This is a genomic window from Klebsiella sp. CB_Kp196, from assembly GCF_040061575.1.
Lineage (GTDB): Bacteria > Pseudomonadota > Gammaproteobacteria > Enterobacterales > Enterobacteriaceae > Klebsiella > Klebsiella michiganensis.
In genome coordinates, this window is record NZ_JBEAFH010000045.1 from 32,570 (window position 1) to 57,541 (window position 24,972).

Sequence of the window (24,972 nt, forward strand, 5' to 3'; positions counted from 1 at the left end):
CATCGGCGCCCGTAGTCATAGATGTGCTATTCGCATCAGCAAGATGTTGGGCCAAAACGTCACTTTTCAATCGTAAAAAAAGCTTATTTTTTTCAAAATTAGAAAACCGGTGACTCATTTCACAGATTAATAATTCTTATAAGATTCACTACATAATAAGTGATCAGGGCGGCTGATATTCGCTATCATCAGCATATGATCGTGGGCACCGGGCCGATTAAGGAAATAATCTGCGGCCAGAAAATGCGCTAGATCCCATTAATTCTGCGTATTTGGTGAATTCATAGGCAGCTTGAAAGAGAAGGTTCACATGTTAAACAACATTCGTATCGAAGAAGACCTGTTGGGTACAAGGGAAGTTCCAGCTGACGCTTACTACGGCGTCCATACTCTGAGAGCGATTGAAAACTTCTACATCAGCAACAACAAAATCAGCGATATCCCTGAATTTGTCCGCGGAATGGTGATGGTGAAGAAGGCCGCTGCGCAGGCTAACAAAGAGCTGCAAACTATCCCCAAAAGCGTCGCCAATGCCATTATCGCCGCCTGCGATGAGGTCCTGAATAACGGTAAATGCATGGACCAGTTCCCGGTCGATGTGTTCCAGGGCGGCGCGGGCACTTCCGTTAACATGAACACCAACGAAGTACTGGCGAACATCGGCCTTGAGCTGATGGGCCACCAGAAAGGCGAATATCAGTATCTCAACCCGAACGACCACGTTAACAAATGCCAGTCCACCAACGATGCCTACCCGACCGGTTTCCGCATCGCGGTCTACGCCTCCATCCTCAAACTGATCGATGCGATTAATCAGCTGGGCGAAGGCTTCCAGCAGAAGGCCGTAGAGTTCCAGGACATTCTGAAAATGGGCCGGACTCAGCTACAGGATGCGGTACCGATGACCCTCGGTCAGGAGTTCCACGCGTTTAATGTTCTGCTTAACGAAGAGACCAAATGCATTCTGCGCACCGCGGAACTGCTGCTGGAAGTGAACCTTGGCGCGACCGCTATCGGCACCCGTCTGAACACCCCGGATGGCTATCAGCAGCTGGCGGTACAAAAACTGGCGGAAGTCAGCAACCTGCCGGTTGTCCCCGCGGAAGATCTGATCGAAGCGACCTCCGACTGCGGCGCCTACGTGATGGTCCACAGCTCTCTGAAGCGTCTGGCGGTAAAACTGTCCAAAATCTGTAACGACCTGCGCCTGCTCTCTTCCGGCCCGCGCGCTGGCCTGAACGAAATCAACCTGCCTGAACTGCAGGCGGGCTCTTCCATCATGCCCGCCAAGGTTAACCCGGTGGTCCCGGAAGTGGTCAACCAGGTATGCTTCAAAGTAATCGGTAACGACACCACCGTCACCATGGCTTCCGAAGCGGGCCAGCTACAGCTGAACGTGATGGAACCGGTGATTGGCCAGGCGATGTTTGAATCTATCCATATTCTGACCAACGCCTGCTACAACCTGCTGGAAAAATGCGTCAGCGGCATCACCGCCAACAAAGCGGTATGTGAAAGCTACGTCTACAACTCTATTGGCATCGTCACCTACCTCAACCCGTATATCGGCCACCACAATGGCGATATCGTCGGCAAAATCTGCGCTGAAACGGGCAAAAGCGTCCGGGATGTGGTGCTTGAACGCGGCCTGCTGACCGCGGCGGAGCTGGACGATATCTTCTCTGCGCAAAACCTGATGCATCCGGCCTATAAAGCGAAGCGTTATACCGATGAAAGCGAACAGTAGGTTTTCCGATTAAACTAACCACGGGCATGTCAGCAATGACATGCCCTTTTTGTTCTTATTGATTTACTAAATTACAACAACCCAATATCAACTTGTTAATAAAACAAGGAAGGCAAATATGTTTGGTGCAGAACTCGTTATTGTCCTGCTGGCGATTTATCTGGGAGCCAGGCTCGGGGGAATCGGCATCGGTTTCGCCGGTGGCCTGGGCGTCCTCGTCCTGACCCTCGTGTTTCAAATTAAACCTGGCGCGATCCCCTTCGACGTCATCGAAATCATTATGGCGGTTATCGCCGCTATCGCCGCCATGCAGGTCGCCGGAGGGATGGATTACCTGGTCAGCCTTGCCGAACGTATGCTCCGGCGTCATCCCAAATACATCACCTTTCTCGCGCCGCTGGTCACCTGGTTTATGACCGTGCTTGCCGGAACCGGGCATACGGCGTTCTCAACCTTACCGGTTATCACCGAAGTGGCAAAAGAACAGGGCATCCGCCCCTCACGCCCGCTCTCCATTGCGGTGGTCGCTTCGCAGATTGCCATTACCGCCTCGCCGATTTCCGCAGCGGTGGTCTTCTTTGCCGGTATTCTCGAGCCCCTGGGCGTCAGCTACCTGACGCTACTGGCGATCTGTATTCCGGTTACCCTGATTGCCGTCATGCTTACCGCCATCGTCTGTAACTTCCTCGGCTGTGAGCTGAAAGACGACCCGATTTATCAGGAGCGGCTGGCAAAAGGGGAAGTCAAACTGCGCGGCAGCCAGGTTTTTGAACTGAAGCCGCACGCCAGACGCTCGGTATTACTGTTTCTGATCGGTATCGTCGCGGTGATGTTCTACGCCACCGCCATCAGCGATACCGTAGGGCTGATCCAGAATCCGGTCCTGCCGCGTAACGAAGCGATCGTGGTGTTTATGCTGACTATCGCGACGCTGATAAGCATCACCTGCAAAATCGACACCGGTGAAGTGCTCAACGCCAGCACCTTTAAATCCGGCATGAGCGCCTGCGTCTGCGTTCTCGGCGTCGCATGGCTGGGGGATACTTTCGTGAAAGCCCACATCAGCGATATCCAGACCGTGGCGGGCGACCTGCTGCACAACTACCCGTGGCTGCTGGCGGTGGTGCTGTTCTTCGCCGCGACCCTGCTATATTCCCAGGCCGCGACCACTAAGGCGCTGATGCCCGCCGCGCTGATGCTGGGAGTGAGCCCGCTTACCGCCATCGCCTCATTTGCCGCCGTCTCCGCCCTTTTCGTTCTGCCGACCTACCCCACCCTGCTGGCGGCGGTCGAAATGGATGACACCGGCTCCACCCGCATCGGCAAATATGTCTTTAACCATGCCTTCCTGATCCCCGGCGTCATCGCCATTACGCTATGCGTGATCCTCGGGTTTATTTTCGGCGGCATCATGCTGTAAATCTCTTCAAATTCGGGCCAGAACCTGGCCCGTTTCGTTAATCCTCCCTATCTTGCATGCTATAGTGCCTCTTTTCGCTGATACGAGGTTCACGATGACGATGCCTGATGCTGTTGTTGTACTCTGTACCGCGCCGGATGAAGCGACCGCCCAGGACCTGGCGGCCAAAGCGCTGGCGGAAAAACTCGCCGCCTGCGCCACTCTCCTGCCGGGAGCGACATCGCTCTACTACTGGGAAGGAAAACTGGAGCAGGAGTATGAAGTGCAAATGCTGCTGAAAACCGACCTTGCCCATCAGCAGGCGCTGCTGGACTGCCTGAAGTCCCATCACCCGTATCAAACCCCTGAACTTCTGGTTCTGCCCGTTATTCACGGAGACAACGATTACCTCTCATGGCTCAACGCATCATTACGCTGATCCTGCTGCTTTGCAGCACATCGGCCATTGCCGGCCTGTTCGACGCCCCTGGCCGCTCGAACTTTGTTCCTGCTGACCAGGCTTTTGCCTTCGATTTTCAGCAGAATCAACACGATCTTAATCTGACCTGGCAAATCAAGGATGGTTACTATCTTTACCGTAAACAGATAAAGCTGACGTCCGCAGATGCGGCGTTTACCGACCCCTCGCTGCCTGCAGGCGAATGGCATGAGGACGAGTTTTACGGTAAAAGCGAAATTTACCGCCAGCGCCTGACCGTGCCGGTCACTCTGACTCACGCCGCCGCCGGCGCGACTCTTACCGTGACTTATCAGGGATGCGCGGATGCCGGTTTCTGCTATCCGCCGGAAACCAAAATCGTGCCGCTCGGCAACGCGCTCGCGCGCTCCAGCAGCGATACCGCCGTCGGGCAACCCGGGCTGACCCCGCCTCTGCCGCTGGAAACGCGCCCGGCGCTGCCGGTAGAGTCGCCGTCCGACCTTCCGCCCCCCGCTGTGGACAATAAAGATGCCGCTCTCCCCTTTAGCGCGCTGTGGGCGCTCTTGATTGGTATCGGCATCGCGTTTACCCCATGCGTGCTGCCGATGTATCCGCTGATTTCCGGCATCGTGCTGGGCGGGCAAAAACGCCTCTCCACCGCCCGCGCGCTGCTGCTGGCCTTTATCTACGTCCAGGGCATGGCCCTAACCTACACCGCCCTGGGGCTGGTCGTTGCCGCTGCGGGCCTGCAGTTCCAGGCGGCGCTACAGCACCCTTATGTGCTGATCGGCCTGTCGGTGCTGTTTATCCTGCTGGCGCTGTCGATGTTTGGTCTGTTTACGCTCCAGCTGCCTTCGTCGCTGCAAACGCGCCTGACGCTGATGAGCAATAAACGCCAGGGCGGTTCACCTGGCGGCGTATTCGCCATGGGGGCGATTGCCGGATTAATCTGCTCGCCCTGTACCACCGCGCCGCTGAGCGCCATTCTGCTCTATATCGCCCAGAGCGGTAATCTGTGGCTGGGCGGCGGTACCCTGTACCTCTACGCGCTCGGTATGGGGCTGCCGCTGATCCTGGTGACCGTATTCGGTAACCGTCTGCTGCCGAAAAGCGGCCCGTGGATGGCCCACGTCAAAACCGCCTTTGGCTTTGTGATCCTGGCGCTGCCGGTATTTTTACTCGAGCGTGTCGTGGGCGAACCGTGGGGCCTGCGGCTTTGGTCGCTGCTTGGCGTCGCCTTTTTTAGCTGGGCGTTTATTACCTCGCTGGGCGGCACGCGCCCCTGGCTGCGTATTGTGCAAATAGTGATGCTCGGCGCCGCGCTGGTCAGCGCCCGTCCGCTGCAGGACTGGGCTTTCGATGCGCCGGTCGCGCAACGGCAGTCCCATCTCCAGTTTACCCGTATCCATAGCGTCGATGAGCTCAACCAGGCGCTGGCGCAGGCGAAAGGTAAACCGGTGATGCTCGACCTGTACGCCGACTGGTGCGTGGCCTGCAAAGAGTTCGAGAAATACACCTTTACCTCACCTGAGGTTCAACAGGCCCTGAAAGAGACCGTTCTGCTGCAGGTTGATGTCACCAAAAATAGCGCGCGGGACGCGGCGCTGCTGAAGCACCTCCAGGTGCTCGGCTTGCCCACCATTCTGTTTTTCAATGAACAGGGCGAGGAGCAGCCCATGCAGCGCGTCACCGGCTTTATGGATGCCGCGGCATTCAGCGCCCATTTGCGCGATCGACAACCGTGAGCGACACTGTAGGAGGAATAATGGAGGAAAAGACCGTGCAACGTGAAGATGTCCTGGGTGAAGCCATCCAAATCCTCGAAATCGAGGGTATCGCTAACACCACGCTGGAAATGGTCGCCGAGCGCGTGGCTTACCCGCTCAATGACCTCAAACGTTTCTGGCCTGACCAGGAAGCGCTGCTGTACGACGCGCTTCGCTATCTCAGCCATCAGGTCGATGCCTGGCGCCGCCAGCTTTTACTGGACGAGTCGCTCAGCGCGGAGCAGAAGCTGCTGGCCCGCTACGCCGCGCTGACCACCTGCGTAAGCAACCATCGTTATCCCGGCTGCCTGTTTATTGCCGCCTGTACTTTTTATCCGGACCCTCAGCATCCGATCCATCAGTTGGCCGAGCAGCAAAAGCAGGCTTCGCTGGCCTATACCCATGAACTGCTTAGCCAGCTCGAAGTTGACGATCCGGCAATGGTCGCAAAGCAGATGGAGCTGATCGTTGAAGGCTGCCTGAGCCGACTGCTGATCAAGCGCAGCCAGACGGATGTCGATACCGCGCGTCGCCTGGCAGAAGACATTTTGCGTTTTGCCCAGTGCCGTATGGGCGGCGCCCTGACCTGATTCCGATATCTTAACCAATTCATCGCGCATATAATCCCCTCCTCATCGATATGCTGACAGGGTTTGATATGCGCTCTCTTCTTTGGGTTGCCATCATGGGGCTGTGTTCGACACCGCTCCTGGCAGCTTCTCCGCAAGGCTTTTCTTTCGCGCACAAAGACTGGGAGCTCGCCTGCGACAACACCGGGACCTGCCGAGCCGCCGGCTATGGCGCCACCATGGGCGAAGTCAGCGTTCTGCTGACCCGCAATGCGGGCGCGGCGCAGCACGTCATCGCTGTGGCGACTTTCGCGCAAACCGAACGCGATATCCCCCCTGACGCAACGGTAAATCTGTTCATTGACGATCGGGATAACGGCCCACTTGAGGCCGCCGACGAGAGCCACTTTCGCTTTGATGACACCCAAACGGCGGCCCTGATTCAGGCCCTGGAGCACAACGGCAAAATTGAGCTTGCCCTTAACGGCGAGCGTAAGACGCTCTCCGACGCGGGCAGCAGCGCCGTATTCCTGAAAATGGATGAGTTTCAGCAGCGCCTGGGCACTGCCGATGCGCTGTTACGCCAGGGCGACGCCGGTGATGACAATATTTTATCAGCCGCGCCCGCACCGGAAATTATCGCCGCACCGGTCATCCACAATGCCGCCACCGTAGCGCTGACGGCAAAGCAGCGGCAGAAACTCCGTCCCCAGCTCGTCCCTCTGCTAAATAGCCATTGCGACGACTGGCAAAACGCGGATATCCCGGCATCTGAGCGCCAGATCACCGCAACGCCGTTGGATAAAAGCCACACGCTGATTCAGGCGCTGTGCTGGCGCGCTGCCTACAACGACGGCTATGCAACGTGGGTGGTCGACAAGGCGTTTATGACCCAGCCTCAGCTGGTCACCACCGACGCCTCCAGCTATGCCGACGGCGTGCTCACCTTTTTCAATAAAGGCCGCGGTATCGCCGACTGCATCAGCGGTGAAGAGCGCGTCTGGGATGGCAAAACGTTTGTCCAGAGCCTGAAATACTCCACCGGCGACTGCCGGGAGATCGCCCCCGGCGGCGCGTGGATGCTGCCCACCTTTGTGAGCCAGGTTATCCCGAAGCAGCAGAAAGATGCCGATAACAACGCGCTGAAAGCGCTGTATAACGCCGTATTAAAGGAGCAGAAGGCCAATCCTGAACTGGATCTGAATAATATCGCCGAGCAGTTCCCCCTCAGCGGGAACGTCAGCCATTTTACGCTGACCTACGCGGACGACTCTCTGGTATCAACGACGAAGCCGTCCGCCGATATCAGCGATGATGAGTGGCAGGCGTTTCTCCAGTCCGATATCAGCGCCGACTCCGAAAACGGTAAAGTGAGCTTTACGCTGGTCGACCTCGACGGAGACGGTAAACGCGATTTAATTATCGACAGCTACGTTGGCGGCACCGGACTCTTTAGCTATACCGGGATACTAAAACGCAGCGACGACGCTTTTGCTGCGGTTAACAGCGATGATAGCGGCAATGGCGATGATTTTGACGCAGGCGTTCCGGGCGCGCTCTATTCTCTCAACGGCCGCGGCGCCAACCAGTGGAGTCACTGGGTGCGCATTAACGGCCAGGTTTATGCGCTCTGGTACAACGGCCAGTTTGGCGAAGACAATCTCTATCTGTTGCGCCCGTTTGGCCCCTCAGGCAGTACGCCGGCAGTGACAATCCGCTATCGCTACACCCTTAACGACATTCGCTCGCCGGAAAAAGACCAGCCTCTGACGCCCGTGCTGAATGAGCGGGAAAAGTCAGACCTGCTGAAGTCGCTGGAAGTGATGCAGAGCAACCTGCTCAAGGATAAGCCGCAGAGCGACAGTGACGCGCCAATTTGCCCTATTCCTCCGGGCACATCATCCGACGACGCGGAAAACTACTACAGCGGGGTAGCGTCGAACTATATCTATGAAACCGTGGCATATATCCCGGTCTGGCTGAACGATAAATGTTTTATCGGCACCATCTTTAGCCACCACGGCGCCTATCGTCACGGCGTCGATGCGGAAATCACGATCAGCTCGCCGCGCGATGACGAAGACATTGTTGGCGACTACGCGATTTCCGGATTACGCCGCGCTATCTCGGTGACCAGCGGCTGGAAAATCCGTGAAGGCGACAACGGTATGATGTAATTTTCAGCAAAAAAGCGTCTTCAGGCGCAGAATTGCCGCAAACTTAAGCAACCGGTAGATAAATCGAGAAATTTGATTGACGCCGCGTACGGATTACGGTTTAATGCGCCCCGTTGCCCGGATAGCTCAGTCGGTAGAGCAGGGGATTGAAAATCCCCGTGTCCTTGGTTCGATTCCGAGTCCGGGCACCACTATTCAGAGAACCCAGCCTATGGCTGGGTTTTTGCTTTTCTGCGGCCGGACTCTCCATCGAACTGCATTTGCCGAAGTTAGGCCCCTCACAACGTTAAATTCCGTAAGGCGTGTCGGCCCGCTTAGGGACGTACCAGACGATGCAGCAAAGCCGGAATTCCGCAATTACGGTAGATGAGGAGCAAACTTCGTTGGAGATTGTCGTCGTAGGGGGCTGCCCTCCCATAGATGCTAATCCAAAAGCAGCCTAATCGCGGAATAAGCTGAAGTTGGTATCCGGGGTGAGCTGAGTGCGTCGAACAATTAAACTTCATTAAAACTCTTTTTTGCGGAGCCCTTTCGAGCTCCGCGGACGCTGCTATTTCAACAGGGATTTAACTTTCCCCCCCACCCGACGAACCAGACTTCTGCCTCTGTTGGCGCCCTGAACATGAATGGCTTCATAAAGGGCATTAAAGCGGTCATGGGCCCAGCCATCTCTTTGCTGGGAAATAAGACCATCAATCTTATGATTTAAAAGCTGCAGTTCATTGCTGACAGAGTGGCCGCCATTGATGCCACGCAGTCGGCTCACCTCGCTCTCAAGCTCATGAATTTTTTCGAGATAAGCAGGAATCAACCCCATCGCATAGTTATATTTCACATTTTCATCCATAAATGGACGGAAACTACGATAGTTATTTTTGCTCTTATTTCCGCTTAACAACATTCCGGAGTTTGCTACTCTGTACCAAAATAGCGGTTCAGGAACGAGCTGCAGTTTATAGCCTTGTAAGGAGACTTTCGCAAAAAACTCCCAATCTTCATGGCCTAAACCATAATCTTCAGTAAAACCACCGATATTGTCGAAAGCGTCTTTGCGAATAAGGGCATTAGCATCGCCAAAGCAGTTGCTAAAGCTGGCGATATTTAAATCCGGGCCTAACGGCAGCCAGCAGTGCGTCATTTTACGGAACGGAGAAGGGAACTCTTCACCAAAAATAAGATCGCTTGGGGTGGTTAACACATCGGCCCCGGAGTTTAATGCTGCCGTGACAAATGTCTCAACCTCAAAAGGTTTAGCGACATTATCATCGTCCATAAACATCAGATATTCACCGGAGGCGTGTCGCGCAGCCAAATTTCGCGCTGCGCCCAGGTAGTTATTAGAACTACGGATGATTTTCCAGCCTCGAGCGTTAAAATCGTTCTCGATAAGGTTCAAATAACGATGAGATTCTTCTTTTGTACTTCCATCATCAACTAAAATGACTTCAATATTTTGATACGTCTGCGTTTTAATTGAGGCAATTGCCTGCTGGAGCAAATGGTGACGATCGAAATGAGTGATACACACGCTAACTAACGGGCGATTCGATTCATCTATTTTCTTGAAAACGCAGTTATCTTTTCGCTCAATAGCGGCAAACCACGCTGCCTGGATATTTTCCTGTGACTCAACCAGCCCAGGCTTGATATTTATATTTTTTAAGCGATAGTGGATTTTACCGTACAAATCAACCGGCGTTGGGGTAAACAGAACCTCAGCATGATGCTCTTGCGGAATCAGTTCTGGAATTCCTCCGACGTTTGAGGCGAGGAAGTTAACGTTATTAACCAGACACTCATAAACTGTATACGGGGAGTTTTCAACGAGCGATGGGATGATGACTAATACATTTTTTCTTTTTATATATTCATTAGCATTAGTACGATCGTAATCGCTGATGATATTGACTGCCAGACCCAGATTTTTGGTCTGGTTCATGATATAGGTAAAGGAATCAATTTTACCCAGCGTGACATTCTTCCCGAGGAAGGTCACGCCAGAGATCGTCTCTTTGTCTTCGTCAGAGATTTTTCTTAATGCGCGCAGGAAGATATCGAGCCCTTTACGGGTTTCAAGCCGGCCGAAAAATACAAGCTCAACGCCTGAAGTGGGTGTTTCATTTGTTTTTACGACAACATCACTTCTCGTCTCAAACCCTTGAAATGGCTCACAATTTAAAATAACGTGGCGTTCTTCAGGAACGTTCCAGTGTTTACTCAACATCCAGTCAATTAAATACTGAGAAGGACTAACGACTTCATCAGCCATCTCAACAACCATTTTCTCCATATAATAGAGTTCAAGATGATTCTGATCATATGGGAGCTGGTAATTACCTTCATCAGCCCATAATGTTGAGCTATGAGTATTGACAATGAATTTTGTATTCTCAAAATCAGTGCCATTCTTTTTACTTAATAAAGCGTAATACAGATCTGCCTGCCATTCACAAGAAATAATAGTGTCGTAGACATTATTTTCTTTCAGCCAGAGCAGAATTGAGTAACTTTTTCTTCTAAAATAAGGCGCATCAATATTAATCTCTTTTACCAGACCGGTACTTAGCAGATTAATACCAAAGGTGCTATAAATACGTGACCAATCGCTAAAAGTTGATGCAGAAGACTCCGAATAGTCACCACATGTATACAATACATCGACATCATAACCCTTTTTTGCCAAAGTAGTGGCAAGGGCAGTGAAAGCAGTACCAATGCCGCCGTTACGGACAGGCCCCTCTATGTCCGGCGTCATTATAAGAACTTTTTTCATTGTGATCTTTCCTTAGTAACCTAGACTTTTCTATAATAATGAGTGAGTTGAAGTAATATTAAGATAGCAATCAATAGCTTCTGTTAAACAGGATAAAAAATGACCAGTGCAGAGTTAAAATTTGATTTATTTCTAAAATCCTATCATCCATCTCATCGATTTGTCTATAAGGCAAACCCCGGTAACGCGGGTGATGGCGTGATTGCATCGGCAACGTACGACTTTTTCGAACGAAATGCGCTTACCTATGTTCCTTACAGGGCCGATGAGCGCTACAGCGCTGATACTGATATTTTAATTTTTGGTGGCGGAGGAAACCTCATAGAAGGACTGTACGCTGAGGGCCGCGATTTTATTCAAAGTAATATTCACAAATTTCACAAAACGATCATTATGCCTTCGACCATCAGAGGGTATAGCGATTTATTCACTAATAATATAGATAAGTTAGTTGTCTTTTGCCGAGAAAATACCACTTTCGATTATATAAAATCTCTCAGCTATGAGCCAAATAAGAACGTATTCATTGCTGATGACATGGCATTTTATCTCGATCTTAGCCAGTACCTGTCTCTTAAACCTGCCTATAAACAACAGGCAAACTGTTTCAGAACAGATTCAGAGTCTCTGACAGGAGAACATAAAGAAAACAATCATGATATTTCGCTCACGTGGAATGGCGACTATTGGGATAATGAATTTCTGGCACGAAACTCTACCCGCTGCATGATCAACTTTCTTGAAGAGTATAAAGTTGTAAATACCGATAGACTTCACGTGGCAATTTTAGCCTCCCTGCTGGGAAAAGAAGTCAATTTCTACCCTAACTCATACTACAAGAATGAAGCCGTTTATAATTACTCGCTGTTAAATCATTACCCAAAAACGTGCTTTATTACTACCAGCTAAAAAATGCAGCGTATATTAATACGCTGCAAAAAAATTCACATAACCTTTACAGCATTATCAATTATTGCCTGCCAGCCTTCACGCGAGTATTCATTTGCCCGGCTATAGTCGGCAAATCTATCGATTGCGCCAATAAAAAGATTATCAGTCACTTTCTTGATTTCACCTGGAGCTGAACTTTCCACGTTACTTTTCACGTAAAGTATTTTACTGTTACCGTGCTTCTTAAACTCTTTTGCTAAAGCGAATACTATATCATCAAGATTATTGCCATTGCTTTTTACGACAAAAATTTTATTGTCATCAACAAGGCTTTTCTTAAATTTGCTTATCAGGTAATTAATCTTCTCTACTTCTTTTTTATAAATAAGATCATTTTCCTGTTCAGAATAACGCCAGACCCAGCCATCATTTTTATTATCGCTATACATTTCAGTATGAAAACAAATATCATACTGCTGATCAAGCACCATATCCTGCCAGGATGGGGTCAGGTTTTCATAGACATACAAACCAGCAAAATCAGATTCTATTAGTTTTAGAAGAGCATGATAGTTTTTTATTAAAGTCCAACGAAACAAGCTGCCTTCATCATAACCTGACTCTCTGAGAAAGAAAGCAAACTCACAATTATCACCGAGACTTTCGAAACGCTGTAATTTATTCATCATTGTTTTCCAGAAGGGGAACCGGAGGATTATACAATAAGGTACCTCTGGCTAACACCAAAAATGTCGTCAGATGCCGTCCGCGCAGGGCAACATAACGCGGTGAAAACATGGCATATTAGCATGACGCCCCCTCGTGAGATTATCGCGCGTTCTGTCCCGATATGACGCATATAACCCATTGATAATATATTTTTTTCAGGCCGGGCCCGGATAAAGCCGCCCGGCGGAAACCCAGGCTCGGGAGCGAAGCGAGCCTCAGGCAAACATCTTTCTTCCCAGCTGGCGCCCCGCCTCCAGATGCGCCTCCGCCGTTTTCAGGTCCGGCAACAGCAGCATCTGCGAACTGGCTACCGTCGCCCCGCAGTAATCAAAAATCCCGTGGACAATCTGCGCATTAAAAGCATCGGTAAATCCGTGCTTGTCATACGTTTGTTGACTCGCTGCGCCTAATGCCACCAGATGCACCCGCAGGCGGCCCAGCTTCTTCACGACATCGCCGTCGGCGGTCTCCTCATAGGCCCAGCCGTTTGAAAACACGCGGTCAACCCAGCCCTTTAACAGCCCAGGCATCGACCACCAGTAAACGGGAAAAACCAGCACCAGCGCGTCGGCGTTATCAATTCTGGCCTGCTCGGCCATCACGTCGGGCGGCGTGTCGCCGGTTTGCAGAAATGCGGCGATATCCGGCTCGGCAAATACCGGGTTAAAGCCTTCCTGCGTTAAATCCGCTATGTCAGCCGTATGCTGCGAGGCGGATTCGGCAATTCCTTGCGCAATCGCCGTTGCTACGCTGTGAGTCAGCGACGTCTTGAGAGGATGAGAAACCACGATTAATGCATGCATGACGGATACCCCAGTTGCGCTATAACGATATTGGACGTAGTCTTATATACCAACAGTAACCTACCATTAGTAAGTTACCTTTAGTATATTAATATGTCAACGGGAGAATGTTTCCATGTCTGAACCACTCGTACGTCAGCGTTTAACGCGAGAAGAGCGGCGCAAGCAGCTGATTGATGTCGCCTGGCATATTATTCGGCAAGAAGGGACCGATGCTCTGACGTTGGGTTATCTGGCGACGCAGGCGGGCGTGACTAAACCCGTGGTTTACGATCACTTTGACAGCCGTTCAGGGCTTTTCGCGACGCTTTATCGCGAATACGACCAACGCCAGACGGCGCGAATGGATGAGATACTGCGCAATACCGAACCGAATGCGGAGAAGCTGGCCTCGGCGATCGCCAACGCCTATATCGAGTGCGTGCTGCTTCAGGGGCGCGAGATGCCCAGCGTCATGGCCGCGCTGGCCGGGACGCCAGAGCTGGAGAAGATCAAACAAGAGTGCATCGCCGCCTTTACCGGAAAATGTCGGGACTATTTTTCGCCGCTTTGCGAGAGTGAGAATCTCAGCGAGGCGGCCATTCTCGCCATGCTCGGCTCCGCCGACGGGCTATCGGCCGCGGTAGTGAACGGCGTCATCACGGAGCAGCAGGCTAAAGATGAGCTCTTTCAGGTGATTATGTCGATGCTGCAGCGCTGCTGTCATCGCTAAATCGCGCCCGCCGTCCGGCGGACGCGTTGATTATCAGCCGCCCGCTTTCTTGATCGCCGCATCCAGCGAGGCTTTATCCGCCAGCCCCGGGAATACGGTGATCGTCGCTTCCGTGGCGCCGGTAGTCGGCATCACGATAACGCCCGGCGTCCCGCTCAGGCCAATTTCCTGCGCCAGCTGATTGGTGCTTTCCAGTACCGGCTCAACGTCCGCCGCTTTCTTCGCGTCGAAATTCACTTTCTTCGCCTGCTGCTGGATGTCGGCAGCCGTCAGCTTGCCTTCGTTATGTCCGGTGGAATAGATCCCGTTATGGTAGGTCAGATAAGCCTCTGCGCCCTTCTGCTGATAAATCTGCAGGCCGGTTTTGGCCGCTTCAAGCGAGGTTTCCCAACGGCTGCCAAAAATCGGCCACTCTTTAAAGGCAAAGCGGGTCTGCGGGTGCTCTTTAATCACCTGCTCCATTACCGGCGCCAGACGACTGCAGTAAACGCACTGATAATCAAAGAATTCAATGACGGTGACTTTGCCCTCTTTCGGGCCGTAGGTTGGCGTATTTTTATCCTGGGTCAGCGCAGCCGCATTCTTCAGTACCGCCTGGGTCGCGGCGCTGGCCTGCTGCTGTTGCTGAATTTGCTGTAGCTTCTGGCTGGCCTGCAGCAGCACTTCCGGATGCGCGACTAAGTAATCCGCGGCGATTTTGCCAATACGGGCCTCTTGTTCAGGCGTAAAAGTCGGCGCATCAGCAGCGGTCGCCATAAGCGGAAACAGGGTAGCGCCGATAAAGGCAAATGTGAGTAAATTCTTATGGCCGGGCATGTAGTTAGTCCTTGCGATAGGTGAACGGCAGATGTATTTCTACGAACAAAATATCATCCTTTGCCTGCGAATCATTGCCGGACCATGCAATGATTGGTAACGATATTTTTCAATCACTCGCTGCGCGCGGTCTCTCGGTAAGGTGGCCAGAGTGCCCTAACGAGAGTACGCTTCGCCCCTGCGTTTTTCTGTAGGTTCTCTTTTTTGGTTCGATGAGTTGGGTATGAATGCGTTTTTCAGTCAGTGGGACGTGGCGGTTATTCTGCTGCAAATTATTGCTATCGATCTGTTATTGGGTGGCGACAACGCGGTGGTGATCGCGATGGCCTGCCGTAAACTGCCGCCTCAGCAGCGTACCAAAGCGATTATCATCGGCACCGTCGGCGCAATAGCGGCGCGCGTGCTGCTTTTAGCTATCGCGATCTATTTACTCTCATTGCCGTGGCTTAAAGTGGTCGGCGCGCTGATGCTACTGTGGATTGGCATCAAGCTGGTGACCAATCAGGAAGAAGAGAATGATGTCAGCAGCTCCAGCAGCCTGTGGCGTACCGCGGTCACCATTACCGTTGCCGATGTCATAATGTCGCTGGATAACGTGCTGGCGGTGGCCGCCGCCGGAAAAGGCCATCTGCTGCTGGTCGCGCTGGGCGTATTGATCAGCATTCCGATTATCGTCCTCGGCAGCAAGCTGGTGCTGGCTATCCTCAACCGCTTCCCGTCCGTGGTGATGCTGGGCGGGGCGCTCATCGGCTGGACAGCCGGTTCCATGATGGTGACCGATGTGACCATCGTTCATCTGTTCCCCAACGCGCCCGCCGCGCTCCCCGTGATGGGCGGAGCCATTGGCGCCGCCCTTGTGCTGCTGGAAGGGTTGCGCAGAAACCGCCGGCGCTCCAGCGAATAGCTGGCGTTCACGCTTGGCCGCCGTCAATCCCGACGGCGTCAAGTTTGCGCCATTTTTCCCCCACATCCGCCCTCATTTGCCCTACGCTTAGTAAAGACACCTGATCCAGGGATCTGTAACCATAATATTGCGCATAAATGAGATAAAACCATGGAATTAAAGGATTATTATGCCATTTTAGGGGTTCAGCCAACGGACGATCTGAAAACCATTAAGACCGCCTATCGCCGTCTGGCACGTAAATACCACCCCGATGTCAGCAAAGAAAACGATGCCGAAGCCAAATTCAAAGATCTCGCCGAAGCCTGGGAAGTGCTTAAAGATGACCAGCGCCGCGCCGAATACGACCAGCTCTGGCAGCACCGTAACGATCCGCAGTTTGGCCGTCAGCAGCAGCATTCCCACGAGCAGAGCTATAGCCAGCAGGACTTCGACGACATCTTCTCCTCCATGTTTGGCCAGCAGGCGCACCATAGCCGCCGCCAGCACGGCGTCCGCGGTCATGACTTAGAGATAGAAGTCGCGGTATTCCTTGAGGAGACCCTGGCCGAGCAGACGCGCACCATCAGCTATAAGCTGCCGGTTTATAACGTCTTTGGCATGGTCGAAAGCGAAACGCCGAAAACCCTGAACGTGAAAATTCCCGCGGGCGTCGTCGACGGCCAGCGGATCCGCCTGAAAGGCCAGGGCACCCCTGGCGAAAATGGCGGCCCTAACGGCGACCTGTGGCTGGTGATTCATATCGCCCCGCATCCGCTGTTTGATATCGTCGGACACAACCTTGAAATCGTCCTGCCGCTGGCGCCGTGGGAAGCAGCGCTAGGCACCAGGGTCACTATCCCGACGCTGAAAGAGAGCATCCTGCTGACCATTCCGCCGGGCAGCCAGGCCGGTCAGCGGCTGCGGGTGAAGGGCAAAGGGCTGACCAGCAAAACCACCACCGGCGACCTGTATGCGGTGATCAAAATCGTCATGCCGCCAAAACCAGAGGAGAAGAGCCGTGAGCTCTGGCAGCAGCTGGCGGATGCACAATCCAGCTTCGAGCCGCGTAAGACATGGGGGAAAGCCTGATGGCTAAGATAACAGTGACGTTCACGATTACCGAGTTTTGTCTCCACACCGGCCTTTCCGAAGAGGAGCTTAACGAGATTGTCGGCCTCGGCATGATCGAGCCGCGCCAGCCGCAGCGGGAAAACTGGCTGTTTGACGATAGCGCGGTGACCATCGTTCACCGCGCCGTACGCCTGCGAAAAGAGCTGGAGCTGGACTGGCCGGGCATCGCTGTGGCCTTAACGCTGCTGGACGAGAACGCGCGCCTGAGCCGCGAAAATCAAATTCTGCAGCAGCGGCTGGCGCGCTTTCTGACCCATAGCTAAGCCGTAGCCCGCTCTCTTCCTGTGGCACCGCCCGGTCCTCACCGGGCCCGGGCGGTCCGCGAATGACCTCAAGCCCGTAGCCGCTCAGGACATAAAAAATGCCGCCGGGGGAAGCCCGCGGCGGCATGAGTTACCAGCAAAACGATTTAGTCGTTGATGCGCGGATGCTGCTGCACCAGACGAGAACGTTTTTCCTGCAGGTCGGCGATTTCCTGATCGATATCTTCGATTTTATGTTCGATGTTATCGTAGTGCTCGCCGAGAATTTCTTTCGCTTCCTGAATATCCGAAGCCGCTGGCGTCGCCCCTTTCAGCGGACGATTGGCGGTCTCTTTCATCGACAGGCCGGTAATCAGACCAATCAACGCCACCACCATCAGATAGTAAGCCGGCATCATCAGGTTCTGCGTGCTTTCCACCAGCCACGCCGCCAGAGTCGGCGTCAGACCGGCAATCAGCACCGAGATGTTAAAGGCGCTGGCCAGGGCGCTAAAGCGGATGTGAGTCGGGAACATCGCCGGCAGCGACGAGGCCATCACCCCGATAAAGCAGTTCAGCACCACCGCCAGCAACAGCAGACCGGCGAAAATCAGGCCAAGGACGTTACTGTTAATCATGATAAAGGCCGGAATCGACAGCGCGAACAGCGCCACGCTACCAATCAGGATGAACGGACGACGGCCAAAACGGTCGCTGAGCATACCGATAACCGGCTGAACGAACAGCATCCCGACCATGATGGCGATGATGATCAGCACCCCGTGGTCTTCAGAATAGTGCAGGTTATGCGACAGGTAGCTCGGCATGTAGGTCAGCAACATGTAGTAGGTCACGTTGGTGGAAATCACCAGACCGATACAGGTCAGCAGGCTACGCCAGTGTTTGGTCGCAATCTCTTTGAAAGAGACTTTCGGCCCATCCTGCAGGCCCTCGCGGTCGCCCTGCTCCATTTTATCAACGTGCTGCTGGAACGCCGGCGTCTCTTCCAGCGCATGACGCAGATAAAGACCGATAATCCCTAACGGCAGCGCCAGGAAGAACGGAATACGCCAGCCCCAGTCGAGGAAGTTCTCTTCGCCCACCACGCTGGAAATCAGCACGACTACGCCCGCGCCCATGACAAAACCGGCTATCGAACCGAAGTCCAGCCAGCTGCCCATAAAGCCGCGTTTACGGTCAGGCGAGTACTCTGCAACAAAGATAGAGGCACCGGTATATTCGCCGCCCACCGAGAAGCCCTGCGCCATTTTACACAGCAGCAGCAGGATCGGCGCCCAGATACCAATCGTGGCATACGACGGAATAAGGCCGATACAGAATGTACTTATCGACATGATAACGATGGTTATCGCCAGAATCTTTTGTCGACCGTATTTATCGCCCAGCATCCCGAAGAACAGGCCGCCTAATGGACGAATTAAGAAGGGAACCGAGAAAGTACCGAGCGCGGCAATCATCTGCACGCTGGGGTTGGCATCGGGGAAAAAGACCTTACCAAGCGCATATGCAACAAAACCATATACCCCAAAATCGAACCATTCCATCGCGTTACCCAGCGACGCTGCGGTAATCGCTTTCTTCAGTTTGCTATCATCAATGATGGTCACATCCCGAAGCGTGATGGGTTTTACTTTTTTCCTTTTAAGCATAATTATCCTCTTTTGCTCTCGCCTTGAGCGCACGAATCTCCGCCGAATGACAAGGTCATTCGCGTCATGCGTTGGGAGCGGCGAATTGCTGTGCTCCACATTTCAAGCGTAGCAGGTTTGCCTGCACTGTCTGCTGACAGTCCGTACAACCGAACCTGTTGACGCCTGCTCTGGCCATAATGAAATAAGCGGTACCGCTAATAAGTGTAGTGAATTTGCGTTCTCGCCTTTTTACCCTAACAGCGTTTAAATTTGGGATCAACTTCACAAAAATTTACCTACCCTTAAACAGAGTCATCCAAAAGCAATAAGTTCAATGAATATTGGAACTTAGCGATACATTTCCGGAAATATCCTGCGCTTTTTATGAAAATAAGCCCGCCAGGCCTCACGATATATATCCTCTTTCTCCGCTGCGATAAGTCATAAAAAAGGCCCGACAAAAGTGCGGGATTGCGCTATAATCAGCATTACTTTCGGCTATCAGCCGCCATTTAAAGGACCAACGTCCTGTTTTACCCAGTAATCGCGAGGAACGTCATGCAACTGCCACACTGCCCAAAATGCCATTCTGAATACACTTATGAAGACGGCGGCATGTTTATCTGCCCGGAATGCGCCCACGAATGGAACAATGCCGAGCCTGCGGACGATAACGACGCGCTGGTGGTCAAAGACGCCAACGGTAATTTACTCGCCGACGGCGACAGCGTCACCGTGGTAAAAGATCTGAAGGTTAAAGGCAGCTCTTCGATGCTAAAAATCGGCACTAAAGTGAAGAATATCCGCCTGGTTGAAGGCGATCATAATATTGACTGTAAAATAGATGGTTTTGGCCCGATGAAGCTAAAATCCGAATTTGTTAAAAAGAACTGATTTTATTCCCCCGACGCCCGTTGTCGGGGGGAAATATATTTTCCCGTGGCCTCCCGGAATCCCTCGCTGCCGCCTGGCTTAATTCTGCAATCCCCTTCTACGCTTAATGGAATATTCGTTACCTGAGGTAATGGTTATGCCCTTAAGTCCCTATATCGCTTTTAGCGGCAACTGCGCTGCCGCCATCGCTTTCTACCAGCAGGCGCTGGGCGCGGAGCTCATCCACAAAATCACCTGGGGTGAAATGCCGCAGAATACGCAGGACGCCGAAGATGGCTGCCCTTCCGGCCAGCATCTGGCTGCCGACGGTATCGCGCACGCCAGCCTGCGCATTGCCGATAGTATCCTGATGCTCAGCGACAGCCCCTCCAGCAACATGGAGCGCTACGCCGGATTTACCGTCGTGCTGGACTCGCAGGATGTTATTGAGGGTAAACGCTGGTTTGACGGCCTCGCCGACGGCGGGCAGATTGAGATGGCCTGGCAGGAAACCTTCTGGGCGCACGGCTTCGGTAAAGTTATCGACCGCTTTGGCGTCCCGTGGATGGTCAACGTGGTGAAAGAGCCTTAACGCTGGCCTTTTCCCCTCACCCTGTGCTCCCCCCGAAAGGGAGAGAGGGCGGAGTGAGGGCATCTGTGCATTCACTCCCCCTTACCCTGTCATTCCACCGGCATCAACTCTTCATCCCCCGGTCATCATGAGTTAACCGAAATGTAACAAAAAACCGTCAGGATCGGCCCACGCTCAAAGGGAAATACTTCCTTGTCCTTAGTGAGGCTCGATTGACATGTACCTATCCAGACATCCGACCAGTTATCCAACGCGATATCAGGAAATTGCCGCCAAACTGGAGCAAGAACTTCGCCATCATTACCACTGCGGCGACTATCTGCCCGCCGAGCAGCAGCTGGCGTCCCGCTTTGAGGTTAACCGCCACACCCTGCGCCGGGCCATCGATCAGCTCGTCGAACGCGGCTGGGTCCAGCGCCGTCAGGGCGTCGGCGTGCTGGTGCTGATGCGCCCGATAGATTATCCGCTCAACTCCCAGGCCCGCTTTAGCCAGAATCTTCTCGAACAGGGCAGCCACCCGACCAGCGAGAAGCTGCTGTCGGTGGTGCGTCCGGCCAGCAGCCACGTTGCCGAGGCGTTTGCTATCAGTGAAGGCGATAACGTCATTCACCTGCGCACCCTGCGCCGCGTGAACGGCGTCGCCCTGTGTCTGATCGATCACTACTTTACCGACCTGCAGCTGTGGCCGGTTCTGCAAACCTTTACCCACGGCTCTCTCCATGACCTGCTGCGCGATCGGCTGGATATCGAACTGACCCGCGTGCGCACCAAAATCAGCGCCCGCCGCGCGCAGGCCAAAGAGAGCAATATTCTCGGCATTCCCAACATGGCGCCGCTGCTGTGCGTGCGCACCCTGAATCATCGCCAGGGCGAGCAGATCGCGACGGAGTACTCCGTCAGCCTGACCCGCGCCGACATGATTGAATTCACCATGGAGCACTGAATGCACTTTGATACCGCAACCCGCCAGCGCTGGATGTCCGTGCTGGCCCACAGTGAACCACAAGAACTGGCGGCGCGGATGCAGACGCTGCAGCTCGCGCCGCAGTATGAGCTGATTCGCGCCCCGGAGACCGGGCTGGTGCAGCTGCAGGCGCGTATGGGCGGCATCGGCGACCGATTCTTCGCCGGAGACGCCACCTTAACCCGCGCAGCTATTCGCCTGGCCGACGGCACCCTCGGCTATAGCTGGATTCTGGGCCGCGACCGCCCGCACGCTGAACGCTGCGCGGCCATTGATGCCCTGATGCAGTCGCCACACCATTTTCACACCCTGATGGAAACCCTGATAACCCCGCTGGAAGAACAACGCAGCGCGCGCATTGAAGCCCGACGCGCCGAAGTCAACGCCAGCCGGGTCGACTTCTTTACTCTGGTTCGCGGAGATAACGCATGACATTACAACCCGCCTTTACCCTGGCTGTGCAGGATGCCCAGCACAGTTTCCGCCGCCTGCTGAAGGCGATGAGCGAGCCGGGAGTGATTGTCTCCCTGCAGCAGCTTCAGCACGGCTGGCAGCCGCTGAACGTCGCCTCCACCAGCCTGCTGCTGACGCTGGTGGATCACGATACGCCGGTCTGGCTCGCTCCCGCGCTGCATAACGATCTTGTCGGCCAGAATCTGCGCTTCCATACCGGCGCGCCGCTGGTTGAGCAGCCGCAGCAGGCGACCTTCGCCGTCGCCAGCGACAGCATCAGCGCCGAGCAGCTGAACGTGCTTTCCGCCGGTACCGTCGTCGCCCCGGAAACCGGCGTCACGCTGGTGGTTCAGCTTGCCAGCCTGAGCGGCGGCCGGATGCTGCGGCTGACCGGCGCGGGGATCGCCGAAGAGCGGATGATCGCCCCGCAGCTGCCGGAATGCATTATTGAAGAATTGACCGAGCGTCCGCATCCGTTCCCGCTGGGAATCGATCTGATCCTCACCTGCGGCGAACGCCTGCTGGCGATTCCGCGCACCACTCACGTCGAGGTCTGCTAATGTACGTAGCCGTCAAAGGCGGCGAGAAGGCGATCGTCGCCGCTCACGCCCTACAGGAACAGAAACGCCGAGGCGAGGGACGGCTTCCTGAAATCAGCGTTGATCAGATTAGCCAACAGCTTAATCTGGCGGTGGACCGGGTCATGACCGAAGGCGGCATCGCCGACCGGGAGCTGGCGGCGCTGGCGCTGAAGCAGGCCAGCGGCGACAGCGTCGAAGCGATTTTTCTGCTGCGCGCTTATCGCACCACCCTGCAAAGGCTGGCGGTCAGCGAGCCCGTCGACACCGCCGGTATGCGCCTTGAGCGCCGTATCTCGGCGGTCTATAAAGATATCCCCGGCGGCCAGATGCTCGGCCCGACCTACGATTACACCCACCGTCTGCTCGATTTTACCCTGCTGGCCAACGGCGAAACGCCGCCGCTGGCGACCGATAGCGCACCGCAGGAAGCGACGCCGCACGTCTTTAATCTGCTCGTCCAGCAGGGGCTGGCGAAAGCGGAGCGGGATACCGACGCGCAGCCCGACGATATCACCCGCCATCCGCCGGTTTATCCCTGTTCGCGCTCTTCCCGCCTGCAGCAGCTGGTGCGCGGCGACGAGGGCTACCTGCTGGCGCTAGCCTACTCCACCCAGCGCGGCTACGGACGCAACCATCCGTTTGCCGGTGAAATTCGCAGCGGCTACGTCGCGGTGGAGATCGCACCCGAAGAGCTGGGCTTCACCGTCACTATCGGCGAACTGCTGATGACCGAATGCGAGATGGTCAACGGCTTTGTCGACCCTCAGGATGAGCCGCCGCACTTTACCCGCGGCTACGGCCTGACGTTCGGCATGAGCGAGCGCAAAGCGATGGCGGTGGCGCTGGTTGACCGCGCGCTCCAGGCGCCGGAGTACGGCGAAGAGGTGGCGGGCCCTGCCCAGGATGAAGAGTTTGTGCTGGCCCATGCCGATAACGTCGAGGCCGCCGGTTTCGTTTCACACCTTAAACTTCCCCACTATGTCGATTTCCAGGCCGAACTGGCGCTGCTTAAACGCCTGCAACGGGAGAATCAACGTGGCTAACGCACTGACCGGCTATAACTTTGCTTATCTCGACGAGCAAACCAAACGCATGATCCGCCGCGCCATCCTGAAAGCGGTGGCCATCCCCGGCTACCAGGTGCCCTTCGGCGGTCGCGAGATGCCGATGCCCTACGGCTGGGGAACCGGCGGTATCCAGCTTACCGCCAGCGTCATCGGGGAAAATGACGTGCTGAAGGTGATCGATCAGGGCGCCGACGACACCACCAACGCGGTATCGATTCGTCAGTTTTTCAAACGCGTGACCGGCGTCGCGACCACCGAGCGCACCGAAGACGCCACGCTGATCCAGACCCGCCACCGGATCCCGGAAACGCCGCTGACTGACGATCAGATCCTGATCTTCCAGGTGCCGATCCCGGAGCCGCTGCGCTTTATCGAGCCGCGCGAAACCGAAACCCGCACCATGCACGCGCTGGAGGAGTACGGCGTGATGCAGGTGAAGCTGTACGAAGATATTGCCCGCTTCGGCCATATCGCCACCACCTACGCCTACCCGGTGAAGGTCAACGGCCGCTACGTGATGGATCCGTCGCCGATTCCAAAATTCGATAATCCGAAGATGCATATGATGCCTGCGCTACAGCTGTTCGGCGCCGGACGCGAAAAACGCATCTACGCGGTACCGCCGTATACCCCGGTTGAGAGCCTCGATTTCGACGATCATCCGTTTACCGTTCAGGAGTGGGATGAACCCTGCGCCATCTGCGGATCTCGCCATAGCTATCTTGATGAAGTGGTGCTCGACGACAGCGGCAAACGGATGTTTGTCTGCTCCGATACCGACTATTGCCGCCAACAGAGCGAGGAGCAGAAAAAATGAGTCATCCGTTACTGGCGGTGAACAACCTGACCCACCTCTACGCGCCGGGCAAAGGCTTCAGCGACGTCTCGTTCGAGCTGTGGCCGGGGGAGGTGCTGGGTATCGTCGGCGAATCCGGCTCCGGAAAAACCACGCTGCTGAAAGCGATCTCCGCCCGCCTGGCCCCGCAGCAGGGAGAAGTGCTGTATCAACAGCGCTCGCTATACGCCATGAGCGAAGCGGATCGCCGACGTCTGCTGCGCACCGAATGGGGCGTGGTGCATCAGCATCCGATGGACGGCCTGCGCCGCCAGGTCTCGGCCGGCGGCAATATCGGCGAACGCCTGATGGCCACCGGGTCCCGTCACTACGGCAATATTCGCGCCACCGCCGGACAGTGGCTGCAGGAGGTGGAGATCCCGCCTTCGCGCATTGACGACCTGCCCACCACCTTTTCCGGCGGGATGCAGCAGCGCCTGCAAATCGCCCGCAATCTGGTGACGCAGCCGAGGCTGGTGTTTATGGATGAGCCCACCGGCGGGCTGGACGTATCGGTGCAGGCGCGACTGCTCGATCTGCTGCGCGGCCTGGTCGTCGAGCTGAACCTGGCGGTGGTGATTGTGACCCACGACCTCGGCGTCGCCCGCCTGCTGGCTAACCGTCTGCTGGTGATGAAGCAGGGCCAGGTAGTCGAAAGCGGCTTAACCGACCGGGTGCTCGACGATCCCCATCACCCCTATACCCAGCTGCTGGTGTCGTCGGTGTTGCAGAACTGAGTGAATGTCCACTCCCCGGTGGCGCTGCGCTTACCGGGGCTACGGATCCCGGGCCGTCTGCGAGCCGGTAGCCCGGACAGGCGCAACGCGCCGCCTCCGGGACTCCCCGGTCGCGCTTCGTGAGTTAATGCATCAGGT

General features: G+C 54.8%; 24 protein-coding genes and 1 tRNA gene. 20 read left to right on the top strand and 5 right to left on the bottom strand.

The window, feature by feature from the left end; all coding sequences use genetic code 11:
• The first annotated feature begins 310 nt into the window (after positions 1–310).
• The 7 genes from aspA (at position 311) to ABLU87_RS14095 (ending at position 8,288) form a co-directional block, all read left to right on the top strand.
• Positions 311–1,747, top strand: coding sequence for an aspartate ammonia-lyase (gene aspA / locus ABLU87_RS14065; RefSeq protein ID WP_004097898.1), 1,437 nt, complete (start codon positions 311–313; stop codon positions 1,745–1,747).
• 118 nt (positions 1,748–1,865) lie between these two features.
• Positions 1,866–3,167, top strand: coding sequence for an anaerobic C4-dicarboxylate transporter (locus tag ABLU87_RS14070; RefSeq protein ID WP_004127992.1), 1,302 nt, complete (start codon positions 1,866–1,868; stop codon positions 3,165–3,167).
• Between the two features lie 94 nt (positions 3,168–3,261).
• A complete protein-coding gene (cutA, locus tag ABLU87_RS14075) occupies positions 3,262–3,585 on the top strand; it encodes a divalent cation tolerance protein CutA (protein ID WP_004097896.1) in 324 nt (107 codons plus the stop codon).
• Positions 3,561–5,330, top strand: a complete 1,770-nt coding sequence (locus ABLU87_RS14080) for a protein-disulfide reductase DsbD (RefSeq protein WP_122117096.1) — start codon at positions 3,561–3,563, stop codon at positions 5,328–5,330. Before cutA ends, ABLU87_RS14080 begins: the two co-directional genes overlap by 25 nt.
• A 20-nt stretch (positions 5,331–5,350) precedes the next feature.
• On the top strand, positions 5,351–5,941 hold the full coding sequence (locus tag ABLU87_RS14085) for a transcriptional regulator (RefSeq protein ID WP_004097892.1): 591 nt from the start codon (positions 5,351–5,353) through the stop codon (positions 5,939–5,941).
• A 68-nt stretch (positions 5,942–6,009) separates the two neighbouring features.
• On the top strand, positions 6,010–8,097 hold the full coding sequence (locus tag ABLU87_RS14090) for a DUF1176 domain-containing protein (RefSeq protein ID WP_122117095.1): 2,088 nt from the start codon (positions 6,010–6,012) through the stop codon (positions 8,095–8,097).
• A gap of 115 nt (positions 8,098–8,212) precedes the next feature.
• Positions 8,213–8,288, top strand: a tRNA-Phe gene (locus ABLU87_RS14095).
• Positions 8,289–8,647: 359 nt separating this feature from the next.
• Here the strand turns inward: ABLU87_RS14095 and ABLU87_RS14100 are convergent.
• Positions 8,648–10,870: a glycosyltransferase gene (locus ABLU87_RS14100; protein ID WP_122117094.1), complete on the bottom strand. Its 2,223-nt coding sequence runs from the start codon at positions 10,868–10,870 to the stop codon at positions 8,648–8,650.
• A gap of 99 nt (positions 10,871–10,969) precedes the next feature.
• Between ABLU87_RS14100 and ABLU87_RS14105 the strand changes: the two genes are divergently transcribed.
• Entirely contained in the window at positions 10,970–11,779 is an 810-nt protein-coding gene (locus tag ABLU87_RS14105; protein WP_004097886.1) for a polysaccharide pyruvyl transferase family protein, read from the top strand.
• A 35-nt stretch (positions 11,780–11,814) separates the two neighbouring features.
• On the opposite strand, the gene ABLU87_RS14110 is transcribed toward ABLU87_RS14105, so the two are convergent.
• Entirely contained in the window at positions 11,815–12,450 is a 636-nt protein-coding gene (locus tag ABLU87_RS14110) for a hypothetical protein (RefSeq protein WP_223852518.1), read from the bottom strand.
• Positions 12,451–12,705: 255 nt separating this feature from the next.
• Positions 12,706–13,293 carry an NAD(P)H-dependent oxidoreductase gene (locus ABLU87_RS14115; RefSeq protein WP_048262036.1) on the bottom strand — a complete coding sequence of 196 codons (588 nt, stop codon included), beginning with the start codon at positions 13,291–13,293 and terminating at the stop codon, positions 12,706–12,708.
• 115 nt (positions 13,294–13,408) lie between these two features.
• Here ABLU87_RS14115 and ABLU87_RS14120 point away from each other — a divergent pair, with 115 nt between their 5' ends.
• On the top strand, positions 13,409–14,005 hold the full coding sequence (locus tag ABLU87_RS14120) for a TetR/AcrR family transcriptional regulator (protein ID WP_025107665.1): 597 nt from the start codon (positions 13,409–13,411) through the stop codon (positions 14,003–14,005).
• Positions 14,006–14,038: 33 nt separating this feature from the next.
• Here the strand turns inward: ABLU87_RS14120 and ABLU87_RS14125 are convergent, their stop codons facing one another.
• Positions 14,039–14,821: a DsbA family protein gene (locus ABLU87_RS14125; RefSeq protein ID WP_025107666.1), complete on the bottom strand. Its 783-nt coding sequence runs from the start codon at positions 14,819–14,821 to the stop codon at positions 14,039–14,041.
• Between the two features lie 223 nt (positions 14,822–15,044).
• Here ABLU87_RS14125 and ABLU87_RS14130 point away from each other — a divergent pair, with 223 nt between their 5' ends.
• The 3 genes from ABLU87_RS14130 to cbpM all read left to right on the top strand — a co-directional run bounded on the left by ABLU87_RS14130 (position 15,045) and on the right by cbpM (position 17,101).
• Complete coding sequence (locus tag ABLU87_RS14130) at positions 15,045–15,725, top strand: TerC family protein (protein ID WP_122117093.1); 681 nt, start codon at positions 15,045–15,047, stop codon at positions 15,723–15,725.
• Positions 15,726–15,875: 150 nt separating this feature from the next.
• Complete coding sequence (gene cbpA, locus ABLU87_RS14135) at positions 15,876–16,796, top strand: curved DNA-binding protein (protein ID WP_064375657.1); 921 nt, start codon at positions 15,876–15,878, stop codon at positions 16,794–16,796.
• Complete coding sequence (gene cbpM, locus ABLU87_RS14140) at positions 16,796–17,101, top strand: chaperone modulator CbpM (protein WP_004097873.1); 306 nt, start codon at positions 16,796–16,798, stop codon at positions 17,099–17,101. The genes cbpA and cbpM overlap by 1 nt, the downstream gene beginning before the upstream one ends.
• 146 nt (positions 17,102–17,247) lie before the next feature.
• On the opposite strand, the gene proP is transcribed toward cbpM, so the two are convergent.
• Positions 17,248–18,750, bottom strand: a complete 1,503-nt coding sequence (proP, locus tag ABLU87_RS14145; RefSeq protein ID WP_048262038.1) for a glycine betaine/L-proline transporter ProP — start codon at positions 18,748–18,750, stop codon at positions 17,248–17,250.
• A 540-nt stretch (positions 18,751–19,290) separates the two neighbouring features.
• Between proP and ABLU87_RS14150 the strand changes: the two genes are divergently transcribed.
• The 8 genes from ABLU87_RS14150 (at position 19,291) to phnK (ending at position 24,834) form a co-directional block, all read left to right on the top strand.
• Positions 19,291–19,626: a zinc ribbon domain-containing protein YjdM gene (locus ABLU87_RS14150; RefSeq protein WP_004097870.1), complete on the top strand. Its 336-nt coding sequence runs from the start codon at positions 19,291–19,293 to the stop codon at positions 19,624–19,626.
• Between the two features lie 136 nt (positions 19,627–19,762).
• Entirely contained in the window at positions 19,763–20,197 is a 435-nt protein-coding gene (yjdN, locus tag ABLU87_RS14155) for a VOC family metalloprotein YjdN (RefSeq protein ID WP_004097869.1), read from the top strand.
• Positions 20,198–20,414: 217 nt separating this feature from the next.
• On the top strand, positions 20,415–21,140 hold the full coding sequence (gene phnF, locus ABLU87_RS14160) for a phosphonate metabolism transcriptional regulator PhnF (protein WP_122117092.1): 726 nt from the start codon (positions 20,415–20,417) through the stop codon (positions 21,138–21,140).
• On the top strand, positions 21,141–21,593 hold the full coding sequence (gene phnG / locus ABLU87_RS14165) for a phosphonate C-P lyase system protein PhnG (protein WP_004097867.1): 453 nt from the start codon (positions 21,141–21,143) through the stop codon (positions 21,591–21,593).
• Complete coding sequence (gene phnH, locus ABLU87_RS14170) at positions 21,590–22,174, top strand: phosphonate C-P lyase system protein PhnH (RefSeq protein WP_004097865.1); 585 nt, start codon at positions 21,590–21,592, stop codon at positions 22,172–22,174. Before phnG ends, phnH begins: the two co-directional genes overlap by 4 nt.
• Positions 22,174–23,238 carry a carbon-phosphorus lyase complex subunit PhnI gene (locus ABLU87_RS14175; protein WP_122117091.1) on the top strand — a complete coding sequence of 355 codons (1,065 nt, stop codon included), beginning with the start codon at positions 22,174–22,176 and terminating at the stop codon, positions 23,236–23,238. The genes phnH and ABLU87_RS14175 overlap by 1 nt, the downstream gene beginning before the upstream one ends.
• Positions 23,231–24,079 (top strand): alpha-D-ribose 1-methylphosphonate 5-phosphate C-P-lyase PhnJ, encoded by an 849-nt coding sequence (locus tag ABLU87_RS14180; protein ID WP_004097861.1) that lies wholly within the window; start codon positions 23,231–23,233, stop codon positions 24,077–24,079. The genes ABLU87_RS14175 and ABLU87_RS14180 overlap by 8 nt, the downstream gene beginning before the upstream one ends.
• Positions 24,076–24,834 carry a phosphonate C-P lyase system protein PhnK gene (gene phnK, locus ABLU87_RS14185; RefSeq protein ID WP_004097860.1) on the top strand — a complete coding sequence of 253 codons (759 nt, stop codon included), beginning with the start codon at positions 24,076–24,078 and terminating at the stop codon, positions 24,832–24,834. Before ABLU87_RS14180 ends, phnK begins: the two co-directional genes overlap by 4 nt.
• Positions 24,835–24,972: the final 138 nt, after the last annotated feature.

Excerpts from the sequence above, each read along its gene's own strand:
- aspA (WP_004097898.1), top strand. The coding sequence starts at position 311 with ATGTTAAACAACATTCGTATCGAAGAAGACCTGTTGGGTACAAGGGAA.
- ABLU87_RS14070 (WP_004127992.1), top strand. The coding sequence starts at position 1,866 with ATGTTTGGTGCAGAACTCGTTATTGTCCTGCTGGCGATTTATCTGGGA.
- cutA (WP_004097896.1), top strand. The coding sequence starts at position 3,262 with ATGACGATGCCTGATGCTGTTGTTGTACTCTGTACCGCGCCGGATGAA.
- ABLU87_RS14080 (WP_122117096.1), top strand. The coding sequence starts at position 3,561 with ATGGCTCAACGCATCATTACGCTGATCCTGCTGCTTTGCAGCACATCG.
- ABLU87_RS14085 (WP_004097892.1), top strand. The coding sequence starts at position 5,351 with ATGGAGGAAAAGACCGTGCAACGTGAAGATGTCCTGGGTGAAGCCATC.
- ABLU87_RS14090 (WP_122117095.1), top strand. The coding sequence starts at position 6,010 with ATGCGCTCTCTTCTTTGGGTTGCCATCATGGGGCTGTGTTCGACACCG.
- ABLU87_RS14100 (WP_122117094.1), bottom strand. The coding sequence starts at position 10,870 with ATGAAAAAAGTTCTTATAATGACGCCGGACATAGAGGGGCCTGTCCGT.
- ABLU87_RS14105 (WP_004097886.1), top strand. The coding sequence starts at position 10,970 with ATGACCAGTGCAGAGTTAAAATTTGATTTATTTCTAAAATCCTATCAT.
- ABLU87_RS14110 (WP_223852518.1), bottom strand. The coding sequence starts at position 12,450 with ATGATGAATAAATTACAGCGTTTCGAAAGTCTCGGTGATAATTGTGAG.
- ABLU87_RS14115 (WP_048262036.1), bottom strand. The coding sequence starts at position 13,293 with ATGCATGCATTAATCGTGGTTTCTCATCCTCTCAAGACGTCGCTGACT.
- ABLU87_RS14120 (WP_025107665.1), top strand. The coding sequence starts at position 13,409 with ATGTCTGAACCACTCGTACGTCAGCGTTTAACGCGAGAAGAGCGGCGC.
- ABLU87_RS14125 (WP_025107666.1), bottom strand. The coding sequence starts at position 14,821 with ATGCCCGGCCATAAGAATTTACTCACATTTGCCTTTATCGGCGCTACC.
- ABLU87_RS14130 (WP_122117093.1), top strand. The coding sequence starts at position 15,045 with ATGAATGCGTTTTTCAGTCAGTGGGACGTGGCGGTTATTCTGCTGCAA.
- cbpA (WP_064375657.1), top strand. The coding sequence starts at position 15,876 with ATGGAATTAAAGGATTATTATGCCATTTTAGGGGTTCAGCCAACGGAC.
- cbpM (WP_004097873.1), top strand. The coding sequence starts at position 16,796 with ATGGCTAAGATAACAGTGACGTTCACGATTACCGAGTTTTGTCTCCAC.
- proP (WP_048262038.1), bottom strand. The coding sequence starts at position 18,750 with ATGCTTAAAAGGAAAAAAGTAAAACCCATCACGCTTCGGGATGTGACC.
- ABLU87_RS14150 (WP_004097870.1), top strand. The coding sequence starts at position 19,291 with ATGCAACTGCCACACTGCCCAAAATGCCATTCTGAATACACTTATGAA.
- yjdN (WP_004097869.1), top strand. The coding sequence starts at position 19,763 with ATGCCCTTAAGTCCCTATATCGCTTTTAGCGGCAACTGCGCTGCCGCC.
- phnF (WP_122117092.1), top strand. The coding sequence starts at position 20,415 with ATGTACCTATCCAGACATCCGACCAGTTATCCAACGCGATATCAGGAA.
- phnG (WP_004097867.1), top strand. The coding sequence starts at position 21,141 with ATGCACTTTGATACCGCAACCCGCCAGCGCTGGATGTCCGTGCTGGCC.
- phnH (WP_004097865.1), top strand. The coding sequence starts at position 21,590 with ATGACATTACAACCCGCCTTTACCCTGGCTGTGCAGGATGCCCAGCAC.
- ABLU87_RS14175 (WP_122117091.1), top strand. The coding sequence starts at position 22,174 with ATGTACGTAGCCGTCAAAGGCGGCGAGAAGGCGATCGTCGCCGCTCAC.
- phnK (WP_004097860.1), top strand. The coding sequence starts at position 24,076 with ATGAGTCATCCGTTACTGGCGGTGAACAACCTGACCCACCTCTACGCG.